The 17,535-nt window shown below is 64.9% G+C and carries 17 protein-coding genes; 12 read left to right on the forward strand and 5 right to left on the reverse strand.

Translation table 11 applies throughout. The features are described from left to right. The first annotated feature begins 21 nt into the window (after nucleotides 1–21). Genes ACOEQ1_RS01135 through ACOEQ1_RS01145 form a run of 3 tightly spaced genes read left to right on the forward strand, consistent with a single transcriptional unit; the run spans nucleotide 22 to nucleotide 1,408 of the window. A complete protein-coding gene (locus ACOEQ1_RS01135; protein ID WP_419757399.1) occupies nucleotides 22–255 on the forward strand; it encodes an ATP synthase subunit C family protein in 234 nt (77 codons plus the stop codon). A 23-nt stretch (nucleotides 256–278) separates the two neighbouring features. After that, nucleotides 279–872 carry a F0F1 ATP synthase subunit B gene (locus tag ACOEQ1_RS01140; RefSeq protein WP_419757400.1) on the forward strand — a complete coding sequence of 198 codons (594 nt, stop codon included), beginning with the start codon at nucleotides 279–281 and terminating at the stop codon, nucleotides 870–872. A 14-nt stretch (nucleotides 873–886) separates the two neighbouring features. Next, nucleotides 887–1,408 carry a F0F1 ATP synthase subunit B gene (locus tag ACOEQ1_RS01145; protein WP_419757401.1) on the forward strand — a complete coding sequence of 174 codons (522 nt, stop codon included), beginning with the start codon at nucleotides 887–889 and terminating at the stop codon, nucleotides 1,406–1,408. Between the two features lie 27 nt (nucleotides 1,409–1,435). Here the strand turns inward: ACOEQ1_RS01145 and cls are convergent, their stop codons facing one another. Together cls and ACOEQ1_RS01155 are read right to left on the reverse strand one after the other, a co-directional pair. Then, nucleotides 1,436–2,866, reverse strand: coding sequence for a cardiolipin synthase (gene cls, locus ACOEQ1_RS01150; RefSeq protein ID WP_419758607.1), 1,431 nt, complete (start codon nucleotides 2,864–2,866; stop codon nucleotides 1,436–1,438). 149 nt (nucleotides 2,867–3,015) lie between these two features. Continuing rightward, a complete protein-coding gene (locus ACOEQ1_RS01155) occupies nucleotides 3,016–3,750 on the reverse strand; it encodes a DUF4410 domain-containing protein (protein WP_419757402.1) in 735 nt (244 codons plus the stop codon). 182 nt (nucleotides 3,751–3,932) lie between these two features. Between ACOEQ1_RS01155 and ACOEQ1_RS01160 the strand changes: the two genes are divergently transcribed. From ACOEQ1_RS01160 to ACOEQ1_RS01175, 4 genes are all read left to right on the forward strand, one after another. Then, entirely contained in the window at nucleotides 3,933–5,405 is a 1,473-nt protein-coding gene (locus ACOEQ1_RS01160; protein ID WP_419757403.1) for an AMP nucleosidase, read from the forward strand. An 86-nt stretch (nucleotides 5,406–5,491) separates the two neighbouring features. Beyond that, entirely contained in the window at nucleotides 5,492–6,268 is a 777-nt protein-coding gene (locus tag ACOEQ1_RS01165; protein ID WP_419757404.1) for a peptidoglycan-binding protein, read from the forward strand. 192 nt (nucleotides 6,269–6,460) lie between these two features. Continuing rightward, nucleotides 6,461–7,696, forward strand: a complete 1,236-nt coding sequence (locus ACOEQ1_RS01170) for a glycosyltransferase family 9 protein (RefSeq protein WP_419757405.1) — start codon at nucleotides 6,461–6,463, stop codon at nucleotides 7,694–7,696. A gap of 35 nt (nucleotides 7,697–7,731) precedes the next feature. Continuing rightward, nucleotides 7,732–8,499 (forward strand): FkbM family methyltransferase, encoded by a 768-nt coding sequence (locus ACOEQ1_RS01175; RefSeq protein WP_419757406.1) that lies wholly within the window; start codon nucleotides 7,732–7,734, stop codon nucleotides 8,497–8,499. 28 nt (nucleotides 8,500–8,527) lie between these two features. Here the strand turns inward: ACOEQ1_RS01175 and ACOEQ1_RS01180 are convergent, their stop codons facing one another. The 3 genes from ACOEQ1_RS01180 to ACOEQ1_RS01190 form a co-directional block, all read right to left on the reverse strand. Next, a complete protein-coding gene (locus tag ACOEQ1_RS01180) occupies nucleotides 8,528–8,656 on the reverse strand; it encodes a hypothetical protein (RefSeq protein ID WP_419757407.1) in 129 nt (42 codons plus the stop codon). A gap of 83 nt (nucleotides 8,657–8,739) precedes the next feature. Then, entirely contained in the window at nucleotides 8,740–9,678 is a 939-nt protein-coding gene (locus ACOEQ1_RS01185; RefSeq protein ID WP_419757408.1) for a bifunctional riboflavin kinase/FAD synthetase, read from the reverse strand. Between the two features lie 47 nt (nucleotides 9,679–9,725). Beyond that, nucleotides 9,726–10,637 (reverse strand): tyrosine recombinase XerC, encoded by a 912-nt coding sequence (locus tag ACOEQ1_RS01190; protein ID WP_419757409.1) that lies wholly within the window; start codon nucleotides 10,635–10,637, stop codon nucleotides 9,726–9,728. A 47-nt stretch (nucleotides 10,638–10,684) separates the two neighbouring features. Here ACOEQ1_RS01190 and ACOEQ1_RS01195 point away from each other — a divergent pair, with 47 nt between their 5' ends. The 5 genes from ACOEQ1_RS01195 to atpD all read left to right on the forward strand — a co-directional run bounded on the left by ACOEQ1_RS01195 (nucleotide 10,685) and on the right by atpD (nucleotide 17,534). Continuing rightward, on the forward strand, nucleotides 10,685–12,913 hold the full coding sequence (locus ACOEQ1_RS01195; RefSeq protein WP_419757410.1) for a primosomal protein N': 2,229 nt from the start codon (nucleotides 10,685–10,687) through the stop codon (nucleotides 12,911–12,913). A 156-nt stretch (nucleotides 12,914–13,069) separates the two neighbouring features. Next, nucleotides 13,070–13,639 (forward strand): F0F1 ATP synthase subunit delta, encoded by a 570-nt coding sequence (locus ACOEQ1_RS01200; RefSeq protein WP_419757411.1) that lies wholly within the window; start codon nucleotides 13,070–13,072, stop codon nucleotides 13,637–13,639. A gap of 1 nt (nucleotide 13,640) precedes the next feature. After that, nucleotides 13,641–15,176, forward strand: a complete 1,536-nt coding sequence (gene atpA / locus ACOEQ1_RS01205; protein WP_419757412.1) for a F0F1 ATP synthase subunit alpha — start codon at nucleotides 13,641–13,643, stop codon at nucleotides 15,174–15,176. A 21-nt stretch (nucleotides 15,177–15,197) separates the two neighbouring features. Beyond that, a complete protein-coding gene (locus tag ACOEQ1_RS01210) occupies nucleotides 15,198–16,097 on the forward strand; it encodes a F0F1 ATP synthase subunit gamma (protein ID WP_419757413.1) in 900 nt (299 codons plus the stop codon). A gap of 15 nt (nucleotides 16,098–16,112) precedes the next feature. Continuing rightward, nucleotides 16,113–17,534 (forward strand): F0F1 ATP synthase subunit beta, encoded by a 1,422-nt coding sequence (gene atpD, locus ACOEQ1_RS01215; protein ID WP_419757414.1) that lies wholly within the window; start codon nucleotides 16,113–16,115, stop codon nucleotides 17,532–17,534. The last annotated feature ends 1 nt before the right edge of the window (nucleotide 17,535 follow it).

The following is a 17,535-nucleotide window of genomic DNA, read 5'->3' on the forward strand; positions in this document are numbered from 1 at the left end:
CTTCTTGAAGGATAACGGATTATGGATATCACTGCTCCGCTTCTCGCCCGCGACATCGGCGCGGGCCTGGCCACCATCGGCGTCGCAGGTGCCGGCGTGGGTATCGGCAATCTTTTTGGAGCGTTCGTCTCCGCAGTTGGCCGCAATCCTGCCGCGCGCGACCGCATGTTCCGTGACGTGCTGCTCGGTTTCGCGCTGACCGAAGCGATCGCGCTCTACGCGCTGGTTATCGCGCTCGTCATTCTTTTCACCTGATCCGCCGGACCTCGAAGCCGATCATGCGCCGCCTTCTCGCCACTGCTCTGCTGTCTTTCGGAGCAATCCTCGGGTCGCTCATCCTGCCGGGCGCTGCCCGTGCGGCCTCGAACTTGCCGCAGATGGATTTCAGCAACCCCCTGAATCTCTCGCAGGTGGTTTGGCTCGTTATCATCCTGGTCGCGCTGTATTTTATCCTCGCGAACTGGGCTTTGCCTGGCGTCGGGTCGGTACTCGCCGATCGCGCGCATCGCATCCAGGTCGATCTCGATGCGGCGCACCGGGCGAAGGCGGAGGCGGATAACGCCATCGCCGAACTACAGGCTGCCATCAAATCTGCGCGAGGCGAGGCTCAAGCCGAGGTGACGAAAGCAGCAGAGCGAGCCAAGGCGGAGGCTGCGCGGCAGGCCGAGGCGCTGGCGCACAAGCTAGATGAGCAACTGGTGAAGGCGGAGGCGGACATTGCCTCGGCCCGCACTGAAGCGATGAAGGCGATCCGTCCGATCGCCACGGAGACGGCGGGTCTGTTGGTGGCGCGCCTGACCGGCCGCGCCGCCGATCAGGGGCGGCTTGGCAGCGAGATCCAGGATGCCATGGCCACGCGCGGCTTGGCCTAGGCAAGAGGAACTAAATGGAAAACGAAGCGCTATCCTCTGCGCCGTGGATTCACGGGGCATTCTGGGTCCTCGTCGCCGTACTCATATTTATCGTCGCGTTTGGCGCCAGGATTGCGGTTCCGCTGGGCAAGCTTCTCGACAGCCGCGCCGCGGCGGTCAGGCAGTCTCTCGACGAGGCCGCACAGCTGAAGGCTGAAGCCGAGGCGATGCTGGTCGACGCCCGCAAGAAGCGCGCGCAAGCCCTCGCCGAAGCGAAGGACATTCTCGCGCGCGCTCATGAGGAGGCTGCCCGCGCGGCCGCCGAACTTACCGCCGAGGCCGAAATGCGCGCCCGTGCCCGGGAGCGGATGGCCGAGGAGCGCATCCAGGCAGCTCAGGCGTCTGCCATCGCTGAGGTCCGGTCGGCGGCTGTCGACGTGGCCATAGCGGCTACGGTTCAGGCTCTGCGCGATGGCTTGACGGCAGCTGAAGACGGCCGCCTGGTCGATCACGCGATTGCCGAAGTGCCAAACGCCTTCACCCGCCGCGCGGCGTAAGCCGCACCTGCTCTTCAGCCGCTGCGTCTACAGATACGGCAGCAGGAGCCTGGCTCCAGCATCCCTCATGCGGATGACGATATTGCGGGCGTTGATGTCGCTGAGTTCCAGTCGGCTCGACTTGTTCCCTTCCACCAGCGCCTCGAGCGCCACGGACAGCTCAGGGTCGTAGATCTCGACGCAGAGTTCGAAGTTGAGCCGGAAGCTGCGCATATCCCAGTTGCTGCTGCCGATCAGTGACCATTCGCTATCTACGATCATGACCTTCGAGTGCCGGAAGGGTGGCGGGCAGAGCCAGACCTTGACCCCGTCCTTCAGCATTGGACCGATATTGCCGCGTACGGCCCAGTCGAGCAGCCGATGGTTCCCCTTTTGTGGGATCACCACCTGAACGTCGACGCCGCGCATCGCAGCAAGCGACAATGCCGTGGTCAGCCGTTCGTCGGGCAAGAAGTATGGTGTCATGATCATGATGCGGTCGCGCGCGCAGGCAATCGCTTGCAGAACGGCGAACTCGACTTTCTCAAGGTCCTCGTCCGGCCCTGCCGTGACGACGCGCGCCAGCGAATCGCCCTGGGCGGCGAGCGCCGGGTACCAGGCTTCCCCATCCAACTCCTCATCCGCCACAAAAGCCCAGTCCCGGGCGAAAGCGAAGACAAGTTGGCCCACGATCGGCCCTTCGATCCGGAAGTGAGTGTCCTGCACCGGGTCTTTCGGACGCGTCGCGACCACGTTCTGGTCCGCGATATTGATGCCTCCGGTAAAGCCGATCCGCCCGTCGACGACGAGGATTTTCTTGTGGGTGCGCAGGTTCAGGAATGGCATCCGCCACGGCATGTAGGAATGCATGAACCTGCCGGCCGGCACGCCCGCCGCTCGTAGCCGGGTGTAGACCGGCGATCGCAGCCAGCCGCTTCCGATGCCGTCCACGATCACCCGGACCTCGACGCCGCGCTGTTTTGCCGCTTGCAAGGCGTCGACGAAGCGGCCCCCGATCTCGTCGTCCTTCATGATGTAGCTGGACAGGCCGATGGTGTGCCGAGCTTCCTCGATCGCGGCGAGCATCTCCGGATAGGCTTCGTCGCCATTTGACAAAGTTCGTATCGAATTGCCTGGCTCCGTTTGCCGTCCCGTGATGCGGCCGACGCCGTGGCGGAGGGCGGCCAGATGGTTGTCCTCTTCCGCCAGTTCGCGCCTCCTGAGAATGCTTTTTCCCTGGCGTGCGGACGGGGCGCGCACCCTGCGAGCACGCCGCCGCACCCGGTTCACGCCCAGCACGAAATATGCGAAACCGCCGAAGAAGGGCGCGAACCAGGCGAGGCCGATCCAGGCCGTGGCCGCCGCCACCTCTCGCTTTGTTTGCAGGACGTGGACGGTGACGATCAGCGCTATGAGCAGACCCACACTGAGTTCGATGTCGGGTCTGACCCTGGTCAGAAACTGTAGTAACTCGTCCATGGGTGGCTCACAGGCTAGAGGTGTCGGCGCGCGCACGCTCGCCGGAGGTTCAGAAGTTCTTGCTCCTCCCTAGAAAAGAAGCGCGCTCTCACTGTTCCCACGGGGGCGGGTCCGCTGGTGGCTCGATACCAGAAAAAGCCGCTTGGCCACTATCCGGGCGAGATCCAGCCTTGGCCCGCGAAAAAGTCCCCGACATTGGTCGCTACGTGCTTGGCCAGGTCCTCGGCATCCTTGGCGAGGCCGCTCCGTTGCCGCGCCACGGTTCCTGCAACCGAGCCGGCGACCGCCATGGCGACATGTCCTGCGGCGGCGCTTGCGGCGCCGAGCCCTAAGCCCGGCGTACGACCGCTGTTGGCATTCGCGTCATAGGTCTGCAAAAGCCTGTTATCGCCGGTTGGCTCCGCCCGCAGCACCTGGACATTCGCATAGACCTGGCTCTTACCCGCGCCGAACCCGATGAGCGTGCGTCGCGTCGCATTGCCGGCCGTCACGCGAACGATCTGCCCTTGGATAAGCACATCGCCGGGACGGGGCTGCTCACCGGGGCTGGCCGCCACGGCGGGCAAACCCATGCGGTCGATCGCATCGACCAGCGTTTGCGAGATCGCACTGGTGATCTCATAGGCCAGTTCCTGGCGCTCAGCCGGGGGATTGGATGAGCCGCTGATCGCCGCCAGCCGAGCCTTCACGCCTGAGTCGAGCTGGATAATGTCGGGATCAAGGGTGAACCCGTACACCAGCACCTCTGACGGCCGGGGCGTCGCGCGACCGCTCTCCTGAACTGGAACGACGTAGGTGCCGGTGTTCTGCACGTGGGTTGAGCAAGCTGCCAGCCCAAGCGCGGCTCCTGCCAGGAGGCCGACGAGCCGAAGGTGCCGGAGCATTCTGAAGCCGTGAATAATCGGTTTCATTTTCCAAGACCCTAATTTGTTTCGAACTCGAGCAAGGCTGGGCTCCGGCGTCAATGCTCCATCAGACGAACGCGAGAGTGAATGTGCGGAGGGTGGCGCGGAATCCTCTTTACAGCTAACCCAAGCGAATAAAATCCCCGTGGAGACGACTGGGTATGGACGATCTCATGCCGATGCAGGAACTCACGCCCGAACAGGTCGTCGCGCGTCTCGAATTTGGTTACGACCATGCATGTGGCGCCCTCCGGGATGCCCTCAGCCGCTACTCCAGGACCGGCATCGGCCCCACCGCCGCCGAGCGGCGGCACTTCCGGTATCCGCGTCTGGACGTCGCGTGGCACCCGACGGGTGCAGTTCGCACCACCACCACCCGCGCCTGGGCCAAGCTCCAGGAACCCGGCGTCTACTCCACCACCATCACCCAACCTGCCTTCTTTCGCGCCTACCTGCTGGAGCAACTGCAACCGCTCGTAAGCGAGTTTGGCGCCACGCTCTCAGTGCATATCAGCGACCTCGAAATCCCCTATCCATACGTGACCGAGGTCGGAGACGAGTTTGTGCATGGCGCCGTTCAGGTAGAGGAGTTGGCGCGCCTCTTCCCAACGCCTCGCCTGTCGTCGGTCGGGGACGAGGTCGCGGATGGGCTATGGATTTTCGATCCTGCAAAGCCGCGTCCGCTCGCTCTCTTTGATGCGGTCCGCACCGATTTTTCGCTCAAGCGGCTCACTCATTACACCGGCACGAACTGGCGCACGCTCCAACCCTGGATTCTACTTACCAACTACCAACGCTATGTCGACGGCTTCGTGCGCTTCGCGCTCGACGAGCTTGCGCGTCCACAATCGCGTTACGTCGCGCTGCATCTCCCAGGTGGGCGAAGCGTAACGCGAGGCACGCTCCCCGCGGAGGCGGCCGAGATCGTCGCCAGCGCACCGTGGCAGAGTTTTCAGATGCCCGCCTACAACTTGCAGAGGGATGACGGGCAGGGCATCACCATCGTCAATATCGGCGTCGGCCCCTCCAACGCGAAGAACATCACCGACCACCTTGCCGTGCTGCGGCCGAACTGCTGGCTCATGATCGGGCATTGCGGCGGCCTGCGGCAGAGTCAGGTCATCGGCGACTACGTATTGGCGCACGGCTACCTCCGGCGAGACCGGATCCTGGACGATCTGCTGCCGCCGGAAGTTCCGGTGCCTGCCTTGGCCGAAGTTCAGCTTGCCTTACAGGAGGCGGCGGCGCGCGTCACCGGCGACCGGGGGGATGCGCTCAAGCGCCGGCTGCGGACCGGCACCGTCGTCACCTACGACGATCGCAACTGGGAGCTGCGGTGGTCGCAGGAGCGGCGGCGGATCAACCTCAGCCGTGCGATCGCGGTCGACATGGAGAGCGGCACCCTGGCGGCTCAAGGCTACCGGCTGAGGGTGCCCTACGGCACGCTGCTCTGCGTGTCGGACAAGCCGTTGCACGGGGAGATCAAGCTCCCCGGAGCCGCGACCGCTTTCTATCAGCGTGCGGTCGGGGAGCATCTGGCGATCGGGCTGGAGACGATCGACCTGCTGCGTGATCAGCTTCACTCGCTTCATTCACGCAAGCTGCGTGCGTTCGACGAGCCGGTCTTCCGCTAGAGATCTCCGTCTTCTGTTCCTTGCAATCTTGTTGCGAAACCGATCCTTGTTATGTTAGTTTCGATAACAAGACAAGGAATGGTTGGATGGTTCTGGTCGATGAGGCGGTGCTGAAGGCTCTGGTTCCCGGTGAGAGCGGTCTGAGGGCAACACGGCAAGCCGCGATCATGGCGGGCATGGCGGCGCCCGTTGCCTCTACGCTCGCTGGTCACAGCATAGACACGCCGCTCCGTGTCGCTCATTTTCTGGCCCAGGTAGCGCACGAGTCTGACGGTTTTTGCACGACGGAAGAATATTCCGATGGCCGCGCCTATGAGGGGCGGCGAGATCTCGGCAACGTTCAGCCGGGGGACGGGCCGCGTTACAAGGGCCGCGGGCTTATCCAGCTTACCGGGCGGATGAACTACGCGTCCGTGGGAGAGGCTCTGGGCCTCGATCTGGTCGGCGACCCGCTTTCTGTGAACGATCCCGTGACCTACCTGCTCGTCGCCTGCCAGTTTTGGACGCGCCTCAAGATCAACGCGCATTGCGATGCGGACGACCTCTACGCCGTGACGCGCCTCGTCAACGGTGGGCTCAACGGCCTCGAAAGCCGGCTTGCTTACCTGACGCGCGCCAAGACCCTGATCGCTCCTTTGGCCGCCAGCGCCATACCGGCGTCCAACTGGCCGGTTCTATACCGGGGCACGACCGGCGAGGCCGTGGCGCAGTTGCAGCAGGATCTGGCGGCCCATGGCTACCCGGTCGCTCGCGACGGCAGTTTCGGACCGGGAACCGAGACCGCGCTGCGTCATTTCCAGAGCTTGCATGGCTTGGCGCCCGATGGCATCGCCGGTCCTGTTCTTTGGGAGGCGCTCGCATGAAGCGAAACTCCAAATCTCATAGTTGCAAAACCGTAACATTCTGCTAGCTTTGCCTTGGTCACGATGTGTCTGGCCAGCCGGCATCAGGGTGTTTCCGCGAGCATGCGTCTGTCGTCGCCTTTCCTGCCGGCGCCCACAGGTTCGATGGCCCACGCATGCGGCGCGTCGGCTCTCGCACGCGGTTTGGCGTTGATGGACGCTTTCAGGCCGGACGAGGCCGAGCCGTTCCTGCGCGCGGCTTTGGCGGCAGCGCCGGCAGACAAGGACGTGCTTCTGGCAATGGCCGACCTGCACCAGCGGCGTGGCACCGCTCCCGCGGCTCAGCTCGACTACGCGTTCCGCGTGGTTCGATCGCATCCGGACTGTGCTCAGGCCCACAAGCTTTTCGCATTGGCCGCCCGGGCGCTGGGGCTGGAGCCTCTGGCCATCGGGCATCTCCGCCGCTGCATCGAACTCGCCCCCGTCGACGGTAATGCCCGCTTCCACCTTGGCCTGACGCTGCTGCAGTTTGGGCACTGGGAGGAGGGCCGGGCAATCTACGAGCAGCGCCCAACGCAGCCTTCAGCCAACGGCTATGTCAAACCGGCGCCGCCTGGGCGTTTGGAGTGGCGTGGCGAGGATTTGCATGGCCGGACGCTCGTCTTGCTTGGCGAGGATGGGCACGGCGACCAGATCCAGAATTTTCGTTTCGCGCGTCATTTTTTGGCCGCGCGACCGAAACGTATGGTCATCGACGTCCGGCCGCCGCTCCGGCGGCTGTTCCTGCATGCGCTTCAGTCATCCCCTGGCGGGGAGGCGTGTTTGGCCGCCACGTTGGACGCGGCGGGAACAGATGTGGATTACGTGCTTGCATTCGGCAGCATGAGCGGCTGGCTTGGGAAGCGCGAGAGCGAACTCGCGGCGGAAACGCCCTATCTGCGGCCGGTGGCGGCGCCGCCGGCGCGGCTGCCTGACGAGGTGCGGATCGGGATCGCGTGGCGCGGCAACCAACGTTTAGACACCGATCGGGTCCGGTCGATCCCCTTCTTTTCATGGACGGCGCTGCTGGCGCTTCCTTTGCCGGTACGGTGGGTGAGCCTGCAACATGATGACCACCGGCCGGAGGAGCTTATCTTGATCCGTCAGTACAACGTCGAAACGCCGTTGCGCGGTGGCGACGACTTTTTGGATACGGCGGATGTCGTGGCAGGGCTCGATCTCGTTATCTCAGTGGACACTGCGATGGCGCATCTGGCCGGGGCGCTTGGGCGTCCTATCTGGCTGCTCAATCGTGCGACAAGCGAATGGCGCTGGGGATGGAAAGCAGACCGCTCGCCACTGTATCCGACAATGGCGCTCTTCAATCAGGAAACCCTCCTGGAGTGGGCGCCAGTCATGGCGGCGGTTCAGTCGAGGCTGACCGACAGCTTCGCCGCCCAAAGCAGATGACGGCATCGCTCCCCGGACCGAAGGATCCTCGCACCGTGGGTACAGCCGCGCCGATCTCCTATGCCATCCTCGTCCCCACCGTTTACGGCCAGATGCTGATCAATCGCCATGACATCAACCAGGCGAACGCGTTGATCAAAACCTGCAAAGGACACGACCACCACGAGATCGAGATGATTGCCCGGATTTTCGACATCCTTGCCGCGCCCTTCGGCGTCTTCATCGATGTCGGCGCAAATATCGGCACTCACACGCTGGGCATAGCCCGCCATCTTGGACGAGGTGGACGCGTGTACTCCTACGAGCCGCAGCGCCTGCTGTTCCAGATGATTTGCGGGTCGCTGGCGCTGAATGCGGTCACCAATGTCTTCTGCATGAACGAGGCCGCGGGAGCCGCGCCGGGTAAAATCGCCGTCCCGCAGTTCGACTACTTCAGCCCGATGAATTTCGGCAGCGTCGAGTTCGGCCCTCAGCAGCGGGAGAAGCTCGATCAGATCCGTGGAGATGACCCCGCCAAGGCGGAGTTCGTTCGTGTTTCAACGATCGATCATCTCGAGTTGGCTGAGGTCCATGTCATCAAGATCGACGCTGAAGGCATGGAACTGGATGTCCTGGCGGGCGCACAAGAAACGATCGCCCGTTGCACCCCTATTCTGCTGGTCGAGTATCTCAAAGTCGACCGCAAGCTTTTGCTCGCGGTCCTCAAATGCGCCGGCTATCAGGTCTACCAGTTCGACATCAACGTGCTGGCTATTCCAAAAGTCTACGAGGCAAGGGTGCTCACCAATCGGCCGCGGCTATGACGCCAGCGGCCTGATTGCGAGAATGACGTTAGCGCCAATAGCCGTAGTCGGGGTGGCCGTAGCCGTGGTGATAGCCGTGGTAGGGAAAGTAGCAGCCACCGAGCGACAACGCGATCAGAACGCCGGCGCCGAGCCGCATCAAACTCTTCTTCGACATGATTAACCTCCTGTTCCACGCACCATTTGGGGCACGTCCTTTGGCTGAGGTTTGGTCAAAGCATGGCAAAACAAGGGCTAGAGTCAGAAAACAATGCCCGACAGCAAATCCTGAGCGGCTGCGGCATCCGCCACTATTTGCGCCCGGAGAGCATCGAAGCTCGGAAACTTCTGCTCGGCACGAATAAAGCTGCGCAGCGAGACCGAAATCTCCGTTTCGTAGAGGTCTCCAGAGAAATCGAATATATTCACTTCCAGCCGGCTCTCCATTGCATCGGTCACCGTCGGCCGGTAGCCGATGTTGGCTACGCCCTTGTGGCGGGTTCCGTCGGGTAGCCCGACCATCACCGCGTAGACGCCGCGGGCCGGCTCCAGATGGCGCCCGAGCGGCAGGTTTGCGGTGGGGAATCCGATTGTCCTTCCTCGCTTGTCGCCGTGCGCGACGGTTCCACGGATCGTCCAGGGCCGGCCGAGCAGAGCGTTCGCGCGCTCAGGGTAGCCGTCCTGCAGCAATCGCCGGATGCGGGTGGAAGAGACCGGGCCACTCAAATCGCTGAACGCTGGCGCGATTGAGAGGCCGATGCCCAGTGCCTCGGCCTTCGCCGCCAGAAACGCCACATCGCCGCCACGCCGGTGGCCGAAGGCGAAATCCGCGCCGCAGATGAGATGCCGCGCGTCCAGCCGCTCGTGCAGCAGGGCGCGCGTGAAATGCTCGGCGGATTGCTGGCTGAAGTCATGGTCGAAATGCTGCACGAACACCCAGGCCACGTTCAGGCCGGCGAGCGCCGCCGCCTTTTCGGGCAGCAATGTCAGCCGAAACGGCGGGTCGTCCGGGCGAAAGTATTCGCGGGGATGCGGCTCGAAAGTCAGGACGGCCAGCGGCGCATCCGGCCGCGCCGCATGGGCTGCGCGCAGAACGGCGGCATGGCCGAGATGGACGCCGTCGAAATTTCCGAGCGCCACCGTGGCGCCCCGTGCTTCCGGGGGGATGGGGTCGCCGGGGCCAATGATACGGATGCTCATGAGGTCGAGATGCCTGCGTCGTCGGTGGAGTCAAGCGTCCAGGCGCTCTAGCCCTTGGGGTGGGCGCGGCGCCAGACATCCATGAGCTGCGCCGTATCCACCGCAGTATAACGCTGTGTGGTGGAGAGGCTGGCATGGCCCAGCAGCTCCTGGATCGCCCGCAAATCCGCGCCTTGCGCCAGCAGGTGGGTGGCGAAGGAATGCCGCAGCGCATGCGGCGTCGCGTGCTCGGGCAGGCCATTGAGGCGCCGGAAGTTCCGTAGCGCGAGTTGAGCAATGGCCGGGTCCATCCGCTTACCCCGCGCGCCGAGGAACAGCGGAGCCTCCGGCGCAGGCTGCCAGTGCAGCGTGATCCAGCGGGCCATCACCTCGCGCACGATGGGAAGCACCGGCACGATCCGCGTCTTGCTGCCCTTGCCGAGGACACGCAGAGGCGCATCGGACCCGGGCAGCGGCGCCTCGCCCCGCTGCAGGCCGAGCGCCTCCGAGATGCGCAACCCGCAGCCGTAGAGGAGCGTGAACAGTGCCGTATCGCGTGCCTGGATGGCGGCCATGTCGGAAACTTCGCCGATGTCGGTGGTGATCAGCCGGGCATCGACCGCAGTCAGCGCGCGGGGCAGGGGCTTCCGGGCGCGGGGACTCGCCACCAGCCCGATCGCCGAGTTGGCCACGCCGTGCTCCCGCTCGACGTAACGGAGGAAGGAGCGGACGGCGGAAAGCTTCTTCGCCCTCGTGGCGTTGCCGTGGTCCTCGGCGGCCTCGGCGGCCATCCACGCGCGAAAATCCGCCACGCTCAGGCCGGCAAGATCGGGGAGGCTCGGTTCGCCGCCGGCGTGGCGCGTCAGGAACCCAAGGAAGCCGGCGATGTCGCGGCCGTAGGTTTCAACGGTCAGAGCCGCGGCGCGGCGTTCGCCGGCAAGCCAGCCGAGCCATTCCTGCCTTGCCGCCTCCGCCATCATGGAAGGAGTGGACTTGTCGTCATTGCCCGGACACACCTCATCGTCAGATGGACCAACGTAGCGATCATCCCGAGGCGGCGCGAGAGGCGGAGCCGCCACCTGTGGCCGGACGCGTCTCCGTTCTGCTGCCGGTGCCGTTGGCCGGGCCGCTCGATTACCGGGTGCCGCCGGAAGCCATCGTGACCGCCGGCGACGTGGTCATGGTGCCCCTGCATGGGCGGACCATGCATGGCGTGGTGTGGGATGCCGCACCGGACCCGGATTTGCCGCTCGCGCGACTGAAGCCTCTGATGCTCGTGCCCGGCCTGCCGCGCCTGGAGGCGCCGCTCCGCCGGTTCATCGACTGGGTGGCAGCCTACACCTTGTCGGCTCCGGGCGAGGTTCTGGCCATGACAATCCGCGCGCCGCTTCTGGCGGCCTTGCCGCAGAGGTCCGGGCTCGGCTGGCTGCCAGGTGAAGCGCCGCCCGACGCCGCGCTGACGCCTGCGCGCCGCCGCCTGCTCGATGTGCTCGCGGATGGACAGCCGCGAGCGTTGCCGGACCTCATCCGGGAGGCGGGAATAGGTCAGGGCGTCGCGCGCGCGATGGCTGATCGCGGCTGGCTTCGTCCGGTGGCTTTGGCCCAGCCGGCGGCTTTCGACCGCCCCGACCCGGATCATCCCGGCGCCGCCACGCTCTCGGCCCAGCAGGCGGAGGCTGCAGGAACCTTGGCGTCGAACGTTCGCACCGAGGCCTTCTCGGTGACCCTACTCGATGGCGTCACTGGATCGGGCAAGACCGAGACTTACCTGGAGGCAGTGGCGGAGGCCATCCGCCTCGGTCGCCAGAGCCTCATCCTTCTGCCGGAGATCGCGCTCTCGGCTCAGTGGCTGGAGAGGTTCGCCCGACGGTTCGGCGTGCCGCCTGCCGTCTGGCACTCCGATCTCACCCCGGCGACCCGGCGCCGCACCTGGCGTGCCGTCGCGGGTGGCCATGCGGAAGTCGTCGTTGGTGCCCGTTCGGCGCTCTTTCTACCCTTCCCGCGTCTCGGGCTGATCGTTGTCGATGAGGAACACGAATCCGCCTTCAAGCAGGAGGAGGGCGTCATCTACCACGCTCGCGACATGGCCGTGGTCCGCGCCCGGCTGGAGCACGCCCCGGTCGTGCTGGTCTCCGCGACGCCCAGTCTGGAGACCATGACCAACGCCGACCAAGGGCGCTATGGGCGGCTGACCCTCACCTCCCGCCATGCTGGGGCGGCGCTGCCGAAGGTCGAGGCAGTGGATCTGCGAGCGCACGCGCCGGAGCGCGGCCGGTTTCTCTCGCCGCCGCTCATCGATGCCATCAACGAGACGCTCGAACGCGGCGAGCAGGCGATGCTGTTCCTCAACCGCCGCGGCTATGCGCCGCTGACGCTGTGCCGGCATTGCGGCCACCGCTTCGCATGTAGCGCCTGTACCGCCTGGCTGGTGGAGCACCGCCAGCGCCGTCTGCTGCAGTGTCACCACTGCGGCCATGCCGAGCCGGTACCCAAAGCCTGCCCCGCCTGTGACGCCGAGGATAGCCTGACGGCCGTGGGTCCCGGCGTCGAACGCATCACCGAGGAGGCGACGCTGCTCTTTCCGGACGCGCGCCGGCTTGTCATGGCGAGCGACACCATCGGCGGCCCCGAGGGTGCGGCGCGGGCAGCGCAGCAGATCACCGACCGGGCCGTCGATCTCATCATCGGCACGCAGATCGTCGCCAAGGGCTGGCATTTCCCCCATCTGACACTGGTGGGTGTGGTCGATGCCGATCTCGGTCTTGCCGGCGGGGACCTCCGCGCGGGCGAGCGGACCCTGCAACTGCTCCATCAGGTGGCGGGGCGGGCAGGGCGGGCCGAGGCGCCGGGCCGGGTGCTGCTGCAAAGCTTCTCGCCCGAGCATCCCGTGATGCAGGCGCTCGTCGGGGGCGACATCGCGGCCTTCATGGCGGCGGAAGCGGAAGGCCGCAGGCCGGGCCACTGGCCTCCGTTCGGGCGTTTGGCGGCGCTTGTCATCGCGGGCGAGGACATGGCCGAAACCGATCGCGTGGCGACCGCGTTCGGTCGTGCGGCGCCGCACATGGCCGGGGTGGAAGTTCTGGGACCGGCTCCGGCGCCGCTCGCGATGCTGCGAGGGCGGCACCGCCGTCGGCTGTTGCTCAAGACCCGGCGGGACATCATGGTGCAGCCGATCCTGCGGGATTGGCTGGCGCAGGTCGTGGTGCCGCGCGGCGTGCGGGTGGACGTGGACGTGGACCCGGTGAGCTTCATGTGAGCGTTCCACGCGCGGCAAACCGGCCCGGCTCCGTTGCTTCGCCGGAACCCCTATGATAGTTCCGCCGCATCGAAGACAACTGGCGTTGGCGTCTCGGGAATGTTCTCGGACATCGGGTCGCGGGAACGTCTCGACAACATATGACGGGTAGGACACGTGGCCTCGGGCGCCGGCACTCAATCACCGAACCAGATCCTCGCGGGGCGCTACGCCACCGCACTCTATGAATATGCGGAGGAGGCCGGCTCGCTCGATCGCGTCATCGACGAGATGGATGCGCTCGGCCGGCTGATCGACGAGAGCCCGGAGTTCCGGTCGTTTCTCGCCAATCCTCTGATCGACATCCAGGAGGGCACGAAAGCAGTGCGTGCCGTTCTGCAGGAGCAGGGCTTTGGCACGCCTGTGCAGGACTTCGTCGGCGTCGTGACCCACAACCGGAGGCTTTTCTTCCTCCGTTCGATCGTGCAGGCCTTTGCCGCTCTGGTCGACAAGAAGCGGGGCGTTGTCCGGGCGGAGGTCACCTCTGCTCACCCGCTGACCGACCTGCAATCCACTCAGCTGCGCGCCCGCCTGACCGAATTGGGCTACGGCCGCGTGCAGATCCACGAGGCGGTCGATCCGTCTCTCCTCGGCGGCCTCGTCGTCAAGCTCGGCGCCCGTCTCTATGATACCAGCCTCAAGTCGCGCCTACAGCGACTGCAATACGCGATGAAGGGAGCCGCCTGACATGGAGATCCGCCCAGCAGAGATCTCAGAGATCTTGAAGAAGCAGATCGCCAGCTTCGACACCGACGCCAATGTGGCCGAGACCGGTCAGGTGTTGAGCGTCGGTGACGGCATCGCTCAGGTCTTCGGTCTGCAGAACGTCATGGCTGGCGAACTGGTCGAATTTCCTGGCGCCGGCATGAAGGGCATGACGCTGAACCTCGCCGCCGACAGCGTCGGCATCGTCATCTTCGGGGACGACAGCCGCATCCGCGAGGGCGACACCGTCGTCCGCACCGGCGACATCGTCGATGTGCCGGTCGGCCGCGAGCTTCTCGGCCGGGTGGTCGACGCTCTCGGCAACCCCATCGACGGCCGCGGCCCAATTGCAACCACCGAGCGCCGGCGCTCCGAGGTCAAGGCGCCCGGCATCATTCCGCGCAAATCGGTGCACGAGCCGATGCAGACCGGCATCAAGTCGATCGACGCGCTGGTGCCGATCGGGCGCGGCCAGCGGGAGCTGATCATCGGCGACCGCCAGACCGGCAAGACCGCCGTCATCATCGACACCTTCATCAACCAGAAGACGATCAACGCCGGCGACGACGAGAAGCGGAAGCTCTACTGCATCTACGTCGCCATCGGGCAGAAGCGCTCGACGGTTGCCCAGCTCGTCCGCACGCTCGAAGAGTACGGCGCGATGGAATACTCCATCGTCGTTGCGGCCACGGCTTCGGACCCTGCGCCGATGCAGTTCCTGGCACCCTACTCGGCCTGCGCGATGGGTGAGTATTTCCGCGACAACGGCATGCACGCGCTGATCGCCTATGACGATCTCAGCAAGCAGGCGGTTGCCTACCGGCAGATGTCCTTGCTGCTGCGCCGCCCGCCCGGCCGCGAAGCCTTCCCGGGCGACGTTTTTTACCTGCACTCCCGTCTGCTCGAGCGGGCGGCGAAGATGTCGGATGTCGAGGGCGCGGGCAGCCTGACCGCCCTGCCGGTCATCGAGACCCAGGCCGGCGACATCTCGGCCTACATCCCGACCAACGTGATCTCGATCACCGATGGGCAGATCTTCCTGGAGACGGACCTCTTCTTCAAGGGCATCCGCCCGGCCGTGAACGTCGGCGCCAGCGTCTCTCGCGTGGGCTCCGCCGCCCAGATCAAGGCGATGAAGCAGGTCGCCGGCCGCATCAAGCTCGACCTTGCCCAGTACCGCGAGATGCAGGCGTTCAGCCAGTTCTCCTCCGATCTCGATCCGGCGACGCAGAAGCTTCTCGCTCGCGGGGCGCGGCTGACCGAGCTTCTCAAGCAGCCACAGTTCCATCCGCTGCCAGTCGAGGAAGAGGCGGTGGTCATTTTCGCCGGCGTGCGAGGTCTTCTCGACCGCGTGCCCGTCGACAAGATCGTCGATTTCGAACGCCGTTACGTGTCCGACCTCAAGACGCGGGAGCCGGGCATCCTGGAGGCAATTCGCAACGATCGCGAGATAAAGCCGGAGACGGACAAGAAGCTGACCGACTTCATCACCAAGCTCGTTGATGAATTCGTCTCCTGAGGCCGGCGAGAGATCTGAAAAATGCCGAGCCTGAAGGCCCTCCGCACGCGGATCAACAGCGTCAAATCGACGCAAAAGATTACCAGCGCCATGAAGATGGTAGCGGCGTCCAAGCTGCGCCGTGCCCAGGCGCAGGCCGAGGCGGCGCAGCCCTACGCCGATCGCATGGCGCGGATGCTCCGGGCACTCGCTGCCAGCATGACCGATCAGCCGCCGGGCAGCGTGCCGCCTCTGTTGGGTGGGACCGGTCGCGACCAGAAGCATCTGATCGTGAGTGTCACAGCCGATCGTGGCTTAGCCGGTGGGTTCAACGTCAACTCGTCCCGCTACACCCGGAACCTGCTGCGCCGGCTGGAGGGCGAGGGGAAGTCCGTCAAGCTCATCGCCATCGGGCGCAAGGGGCGGGACTATCTGCGGCGCGAGTTCGCCGACAAGCTCATCGAGAACCCGATGAAGGGCGGCAAGAAGCGCCCGGAGTTCGGAGACGCGGAACTCGTTTCGGCCCGTATTCAGGACATGCTGGCGAAGGGCGAGGTGGATGTGGTGACCCTCGTCTATAACCGCTTCGTTGGTGTGATGTCGCAGGTCCCGAGCGAGGTGCGCCTGATGCCGATGGCGCCGGACAAAGATCAGCTTCGGGACGAGGAGCGGGCGGAGCTTGAACGCGCCTCTTATGAATTCGAGCCGGATGAGGATGAGATCCTCGCCCGGCTGTTGCCGCGTGCCCTCAGCATCCAGATCTACCGCGCGATGCTGGACAATGAGGCCGGCTTCTACGCGGCACAGATGACGGCGATGGATTCGGCGACCCGTAACGCCGGAGACATGATCAAGCGTCTGACTTTGAACTACAATCGCGCGCGTCAGGCAAACATCACTTCGGAGCTGGTCGAGATCATCTCCGGCGCGGAAGCCGTCTAGGAGCAGGATACGAAAATGGCGAACAATTCGGTCGGTCGCGTCACGCAGGTTCTTGGCGCCGTTGTCGATGTGCAGTTTGAGGGCGAGTTGCCCTACATCTACAATGCGCTCACCACCAAGATTGGCGATCGCACCCTGGTGCTCGAAGTCGCCCAGGAATTGGGCGAGCATACAGTGCGCGCCATCGCCATGGACACGACCGACGGCATGGTGCGCGGTCAGGAAGTGGCTGACACAGGTGCTTCGATTTCCATGCCGGTGGGTCCGGCCACGCTCGGCCGCATCCTCAACGTGATCGGCGACCCGATCGACGAGCGCGGCCCTGTCAATGCGCAGACGCATATGCCCATCCACCGCGAGGCGCCGTCGTTCGAGGATCAGGCCTCGAACGCCGAAATCCTCGTTACAGGCATCAAGGTGGTCGATCTGCTCGCGCCCTACCTCAAGGGCGGCAAGATCGGCCTGTTCGGCGGCGCCGGCGTTGGCAAGACCGTGCTGATCCAGGAGCTCATCAACAACATCGCCAAGGAGCATGGCGGCGTGTCGGTGTTCGCCGGTGTCGGCGAGCGCACCCGTGAAGGCAACGACCTCTATTACGAGATGGTCGATGCCGGCGTCATCGATCTTGAAGGCGACAAGTCCAAGGTCGCGCTGGTCTATGGCCAGATGAACGAGCCGCCGGGCGCCCGCATGCGCGTCGCACTTTCAGGTCTGACGATTGCCGAATACTTTCGCGATGAGGAGGGCCAGGACGTGCTCTTCTTTGTCGACAACATCTTCCGCTTCACGCAAGCCGGTGCCGAGGTTTCCGCACTTCTCGGCCGCATCCCGTCGGCGGTGGGCTATCAGCCGACGCTCGCGACCGATATGGGCCAGTTGCAGGAGCGCATCACCTCCACGAAGAAAGGCTCCATCACCTCGGTGCAGGCCATTTATGTGCCCGCCGATGACCTTACGGACCCGGCGCCTGCGACCTCGTTCGCCCATCTCGATGCGACGACGGTGCTGAACCGTTCGATCGCCGAGCAGGGCATCTACCCGGCGGTCGATCCTCTCGACTCCACCTCGCGCTCGCTCGATCCCCGCATCGTCGGCGACGAGCACTACCAGGTGGCGCGCGACGTGCAGAAGATCCTGCAGACCTACAAGTCCTTGCAGGACATCATCGCCATCCTGGGCATGGACGAGCTGTCCGAGGACGACAAGCTCGTCGTTGCTCGCGCGCGCAAAATCCAGCGCTTCCTGAGCCAGCCCTTCCATGTAGCCGAAGTGTTCACCGGAAGCCCCGGCGTGTTCGTGCAGGTTGCCGACACCATCAAGGGCTTCAAGGAAATCGTCGCGGGCAAGCACGATGAGTTGCCGGAGGGCGCTTTCTACATGGTCGGCACGATCGAGGACGCCGTGAAGAAAGCGGAATCGATGCGCGAGAAGGCGTGAC

It is taken from the genome of Acidisoma sp. (assembly GCF_965199065.1).
In the GTDB taxonomy this organism is placed as follows: Bacteria; Pseudomonadota; Alphaproteobacteria; order Acetobacterales; family Acetobacteraceae; genus Acidisoma.

Excerpts from the sequence above, each read along its gene's own strand:
- ACOEQ1_RS01135 (WP_419757399.1), top strand. The coding sequence starts at position 22 with ATGGATATCACTGCTCCGCTTCTCGCCCGCGACATCGGCGCGGGCCTG.
- cls (WP_419758607.1), bottom strand. The coding sequence starts at position 2,866 with ATGGACGAGTTACTACAGTTTCTGACCAGGGTCAGACCCGACATCGAA.
- ACOEQ1_RS01180 (WP_419757407.1), bottom strand. The coding sequence starts at position 8,656 with ATGTCGAAGAAGAGTTTGATGCGGCTCGGCGCCGGCGTTCTGATCGCG.
- atpA (WP_419757412.1), top strand. The coding sequence starts at position 13,641 with ATGGAGATCCGCCCAGCAGAGATCTCAGAGATCTTGAAGAAGCAGATC.
- ACOEQ1_RS01185 (WP_419757408.1), bottom strand. The coding sequence starts at position 9,678 with ATGAGCATCCGTATCATTGGCCCCGGCGACCCCATCCCCCCGGAAGCA.
- ACOEQ1_RS01165 (WP_419757404.1), top strand. The coding sequence starts at position 5,492 with ATGGTTCTGGTCGATGAGGCGGTGCTGAAGGCTCTGGTTCCCGGTGAG.
- ACOEQ1_RS01210 (WP_419757413.1), top strand. The coding sequence starts at position 15,198 with ATGCCGAGCCTGAAGGCCCTCCGCACGCGGATCAACAGCGTCAAATCG.
- ACOEQ1_RS01145 (WP_419757401.1), top strand. The coding sequence starts at position 887 with ATGGAAAACGAAGCGCTATCCTCTGCGCCGTGGATTCACGGGGCATTC.
- atpD (WP_419757414.1), top strand. The coding sequence starts at position 16,113 with ATGGCGAACAATTCGGTCGGTCGCGTCACGCAGGTTCTTGGCGCCGTT.
- ACOEQ1_RS01190 (WP_419757409.1), bottom strand. The coding sequence starts at position 10,637 with ATGATGGCGGAGGCGGCAAGGCAGGAATGGCTCGGCTGGCTTGCCGGC.
- ACOEQ1_RS01160 (WP_419757403.1), top strand. The coding sequence starts at position 3,933 with ATGGACGATCTCATGCCGATGCAGGAACTCACGCCCGAACAGGTCGTC.
- ACOEQ1_RS01140 (WP_419757400.1), top strand. The coding sequence starts at position 279 with ATGCGCCGCCTTCTCGCCACTGCTCTGCTGTCTTTCGGAGCAATCCTC.
- ACOEQ1_RS01155 (WP_419757402.1), bottom strand. The coding sequence starts at position 3,750 with ATGCTCCGGCACCTTCGGCTCGTCGGCCTCCTGGCAGGAGCCGCGCTT.
- ACOEQ1_RS01195 (WP_419757410.1), top strand. The coding sequence starts at position 10,685 with ATGGACCAACGTAGCGATCATCCCGAGGCGGCGCGAGAGGCGGAGCCG.
- ACOEQ1_RS01170 (WP_419757405.1), top strand. The coding sequence starts at position 6,461 with ATGGACGCTTTCAGGCCGGACGAGGCCGAGCCGTTCCTGCGCGCGGCT.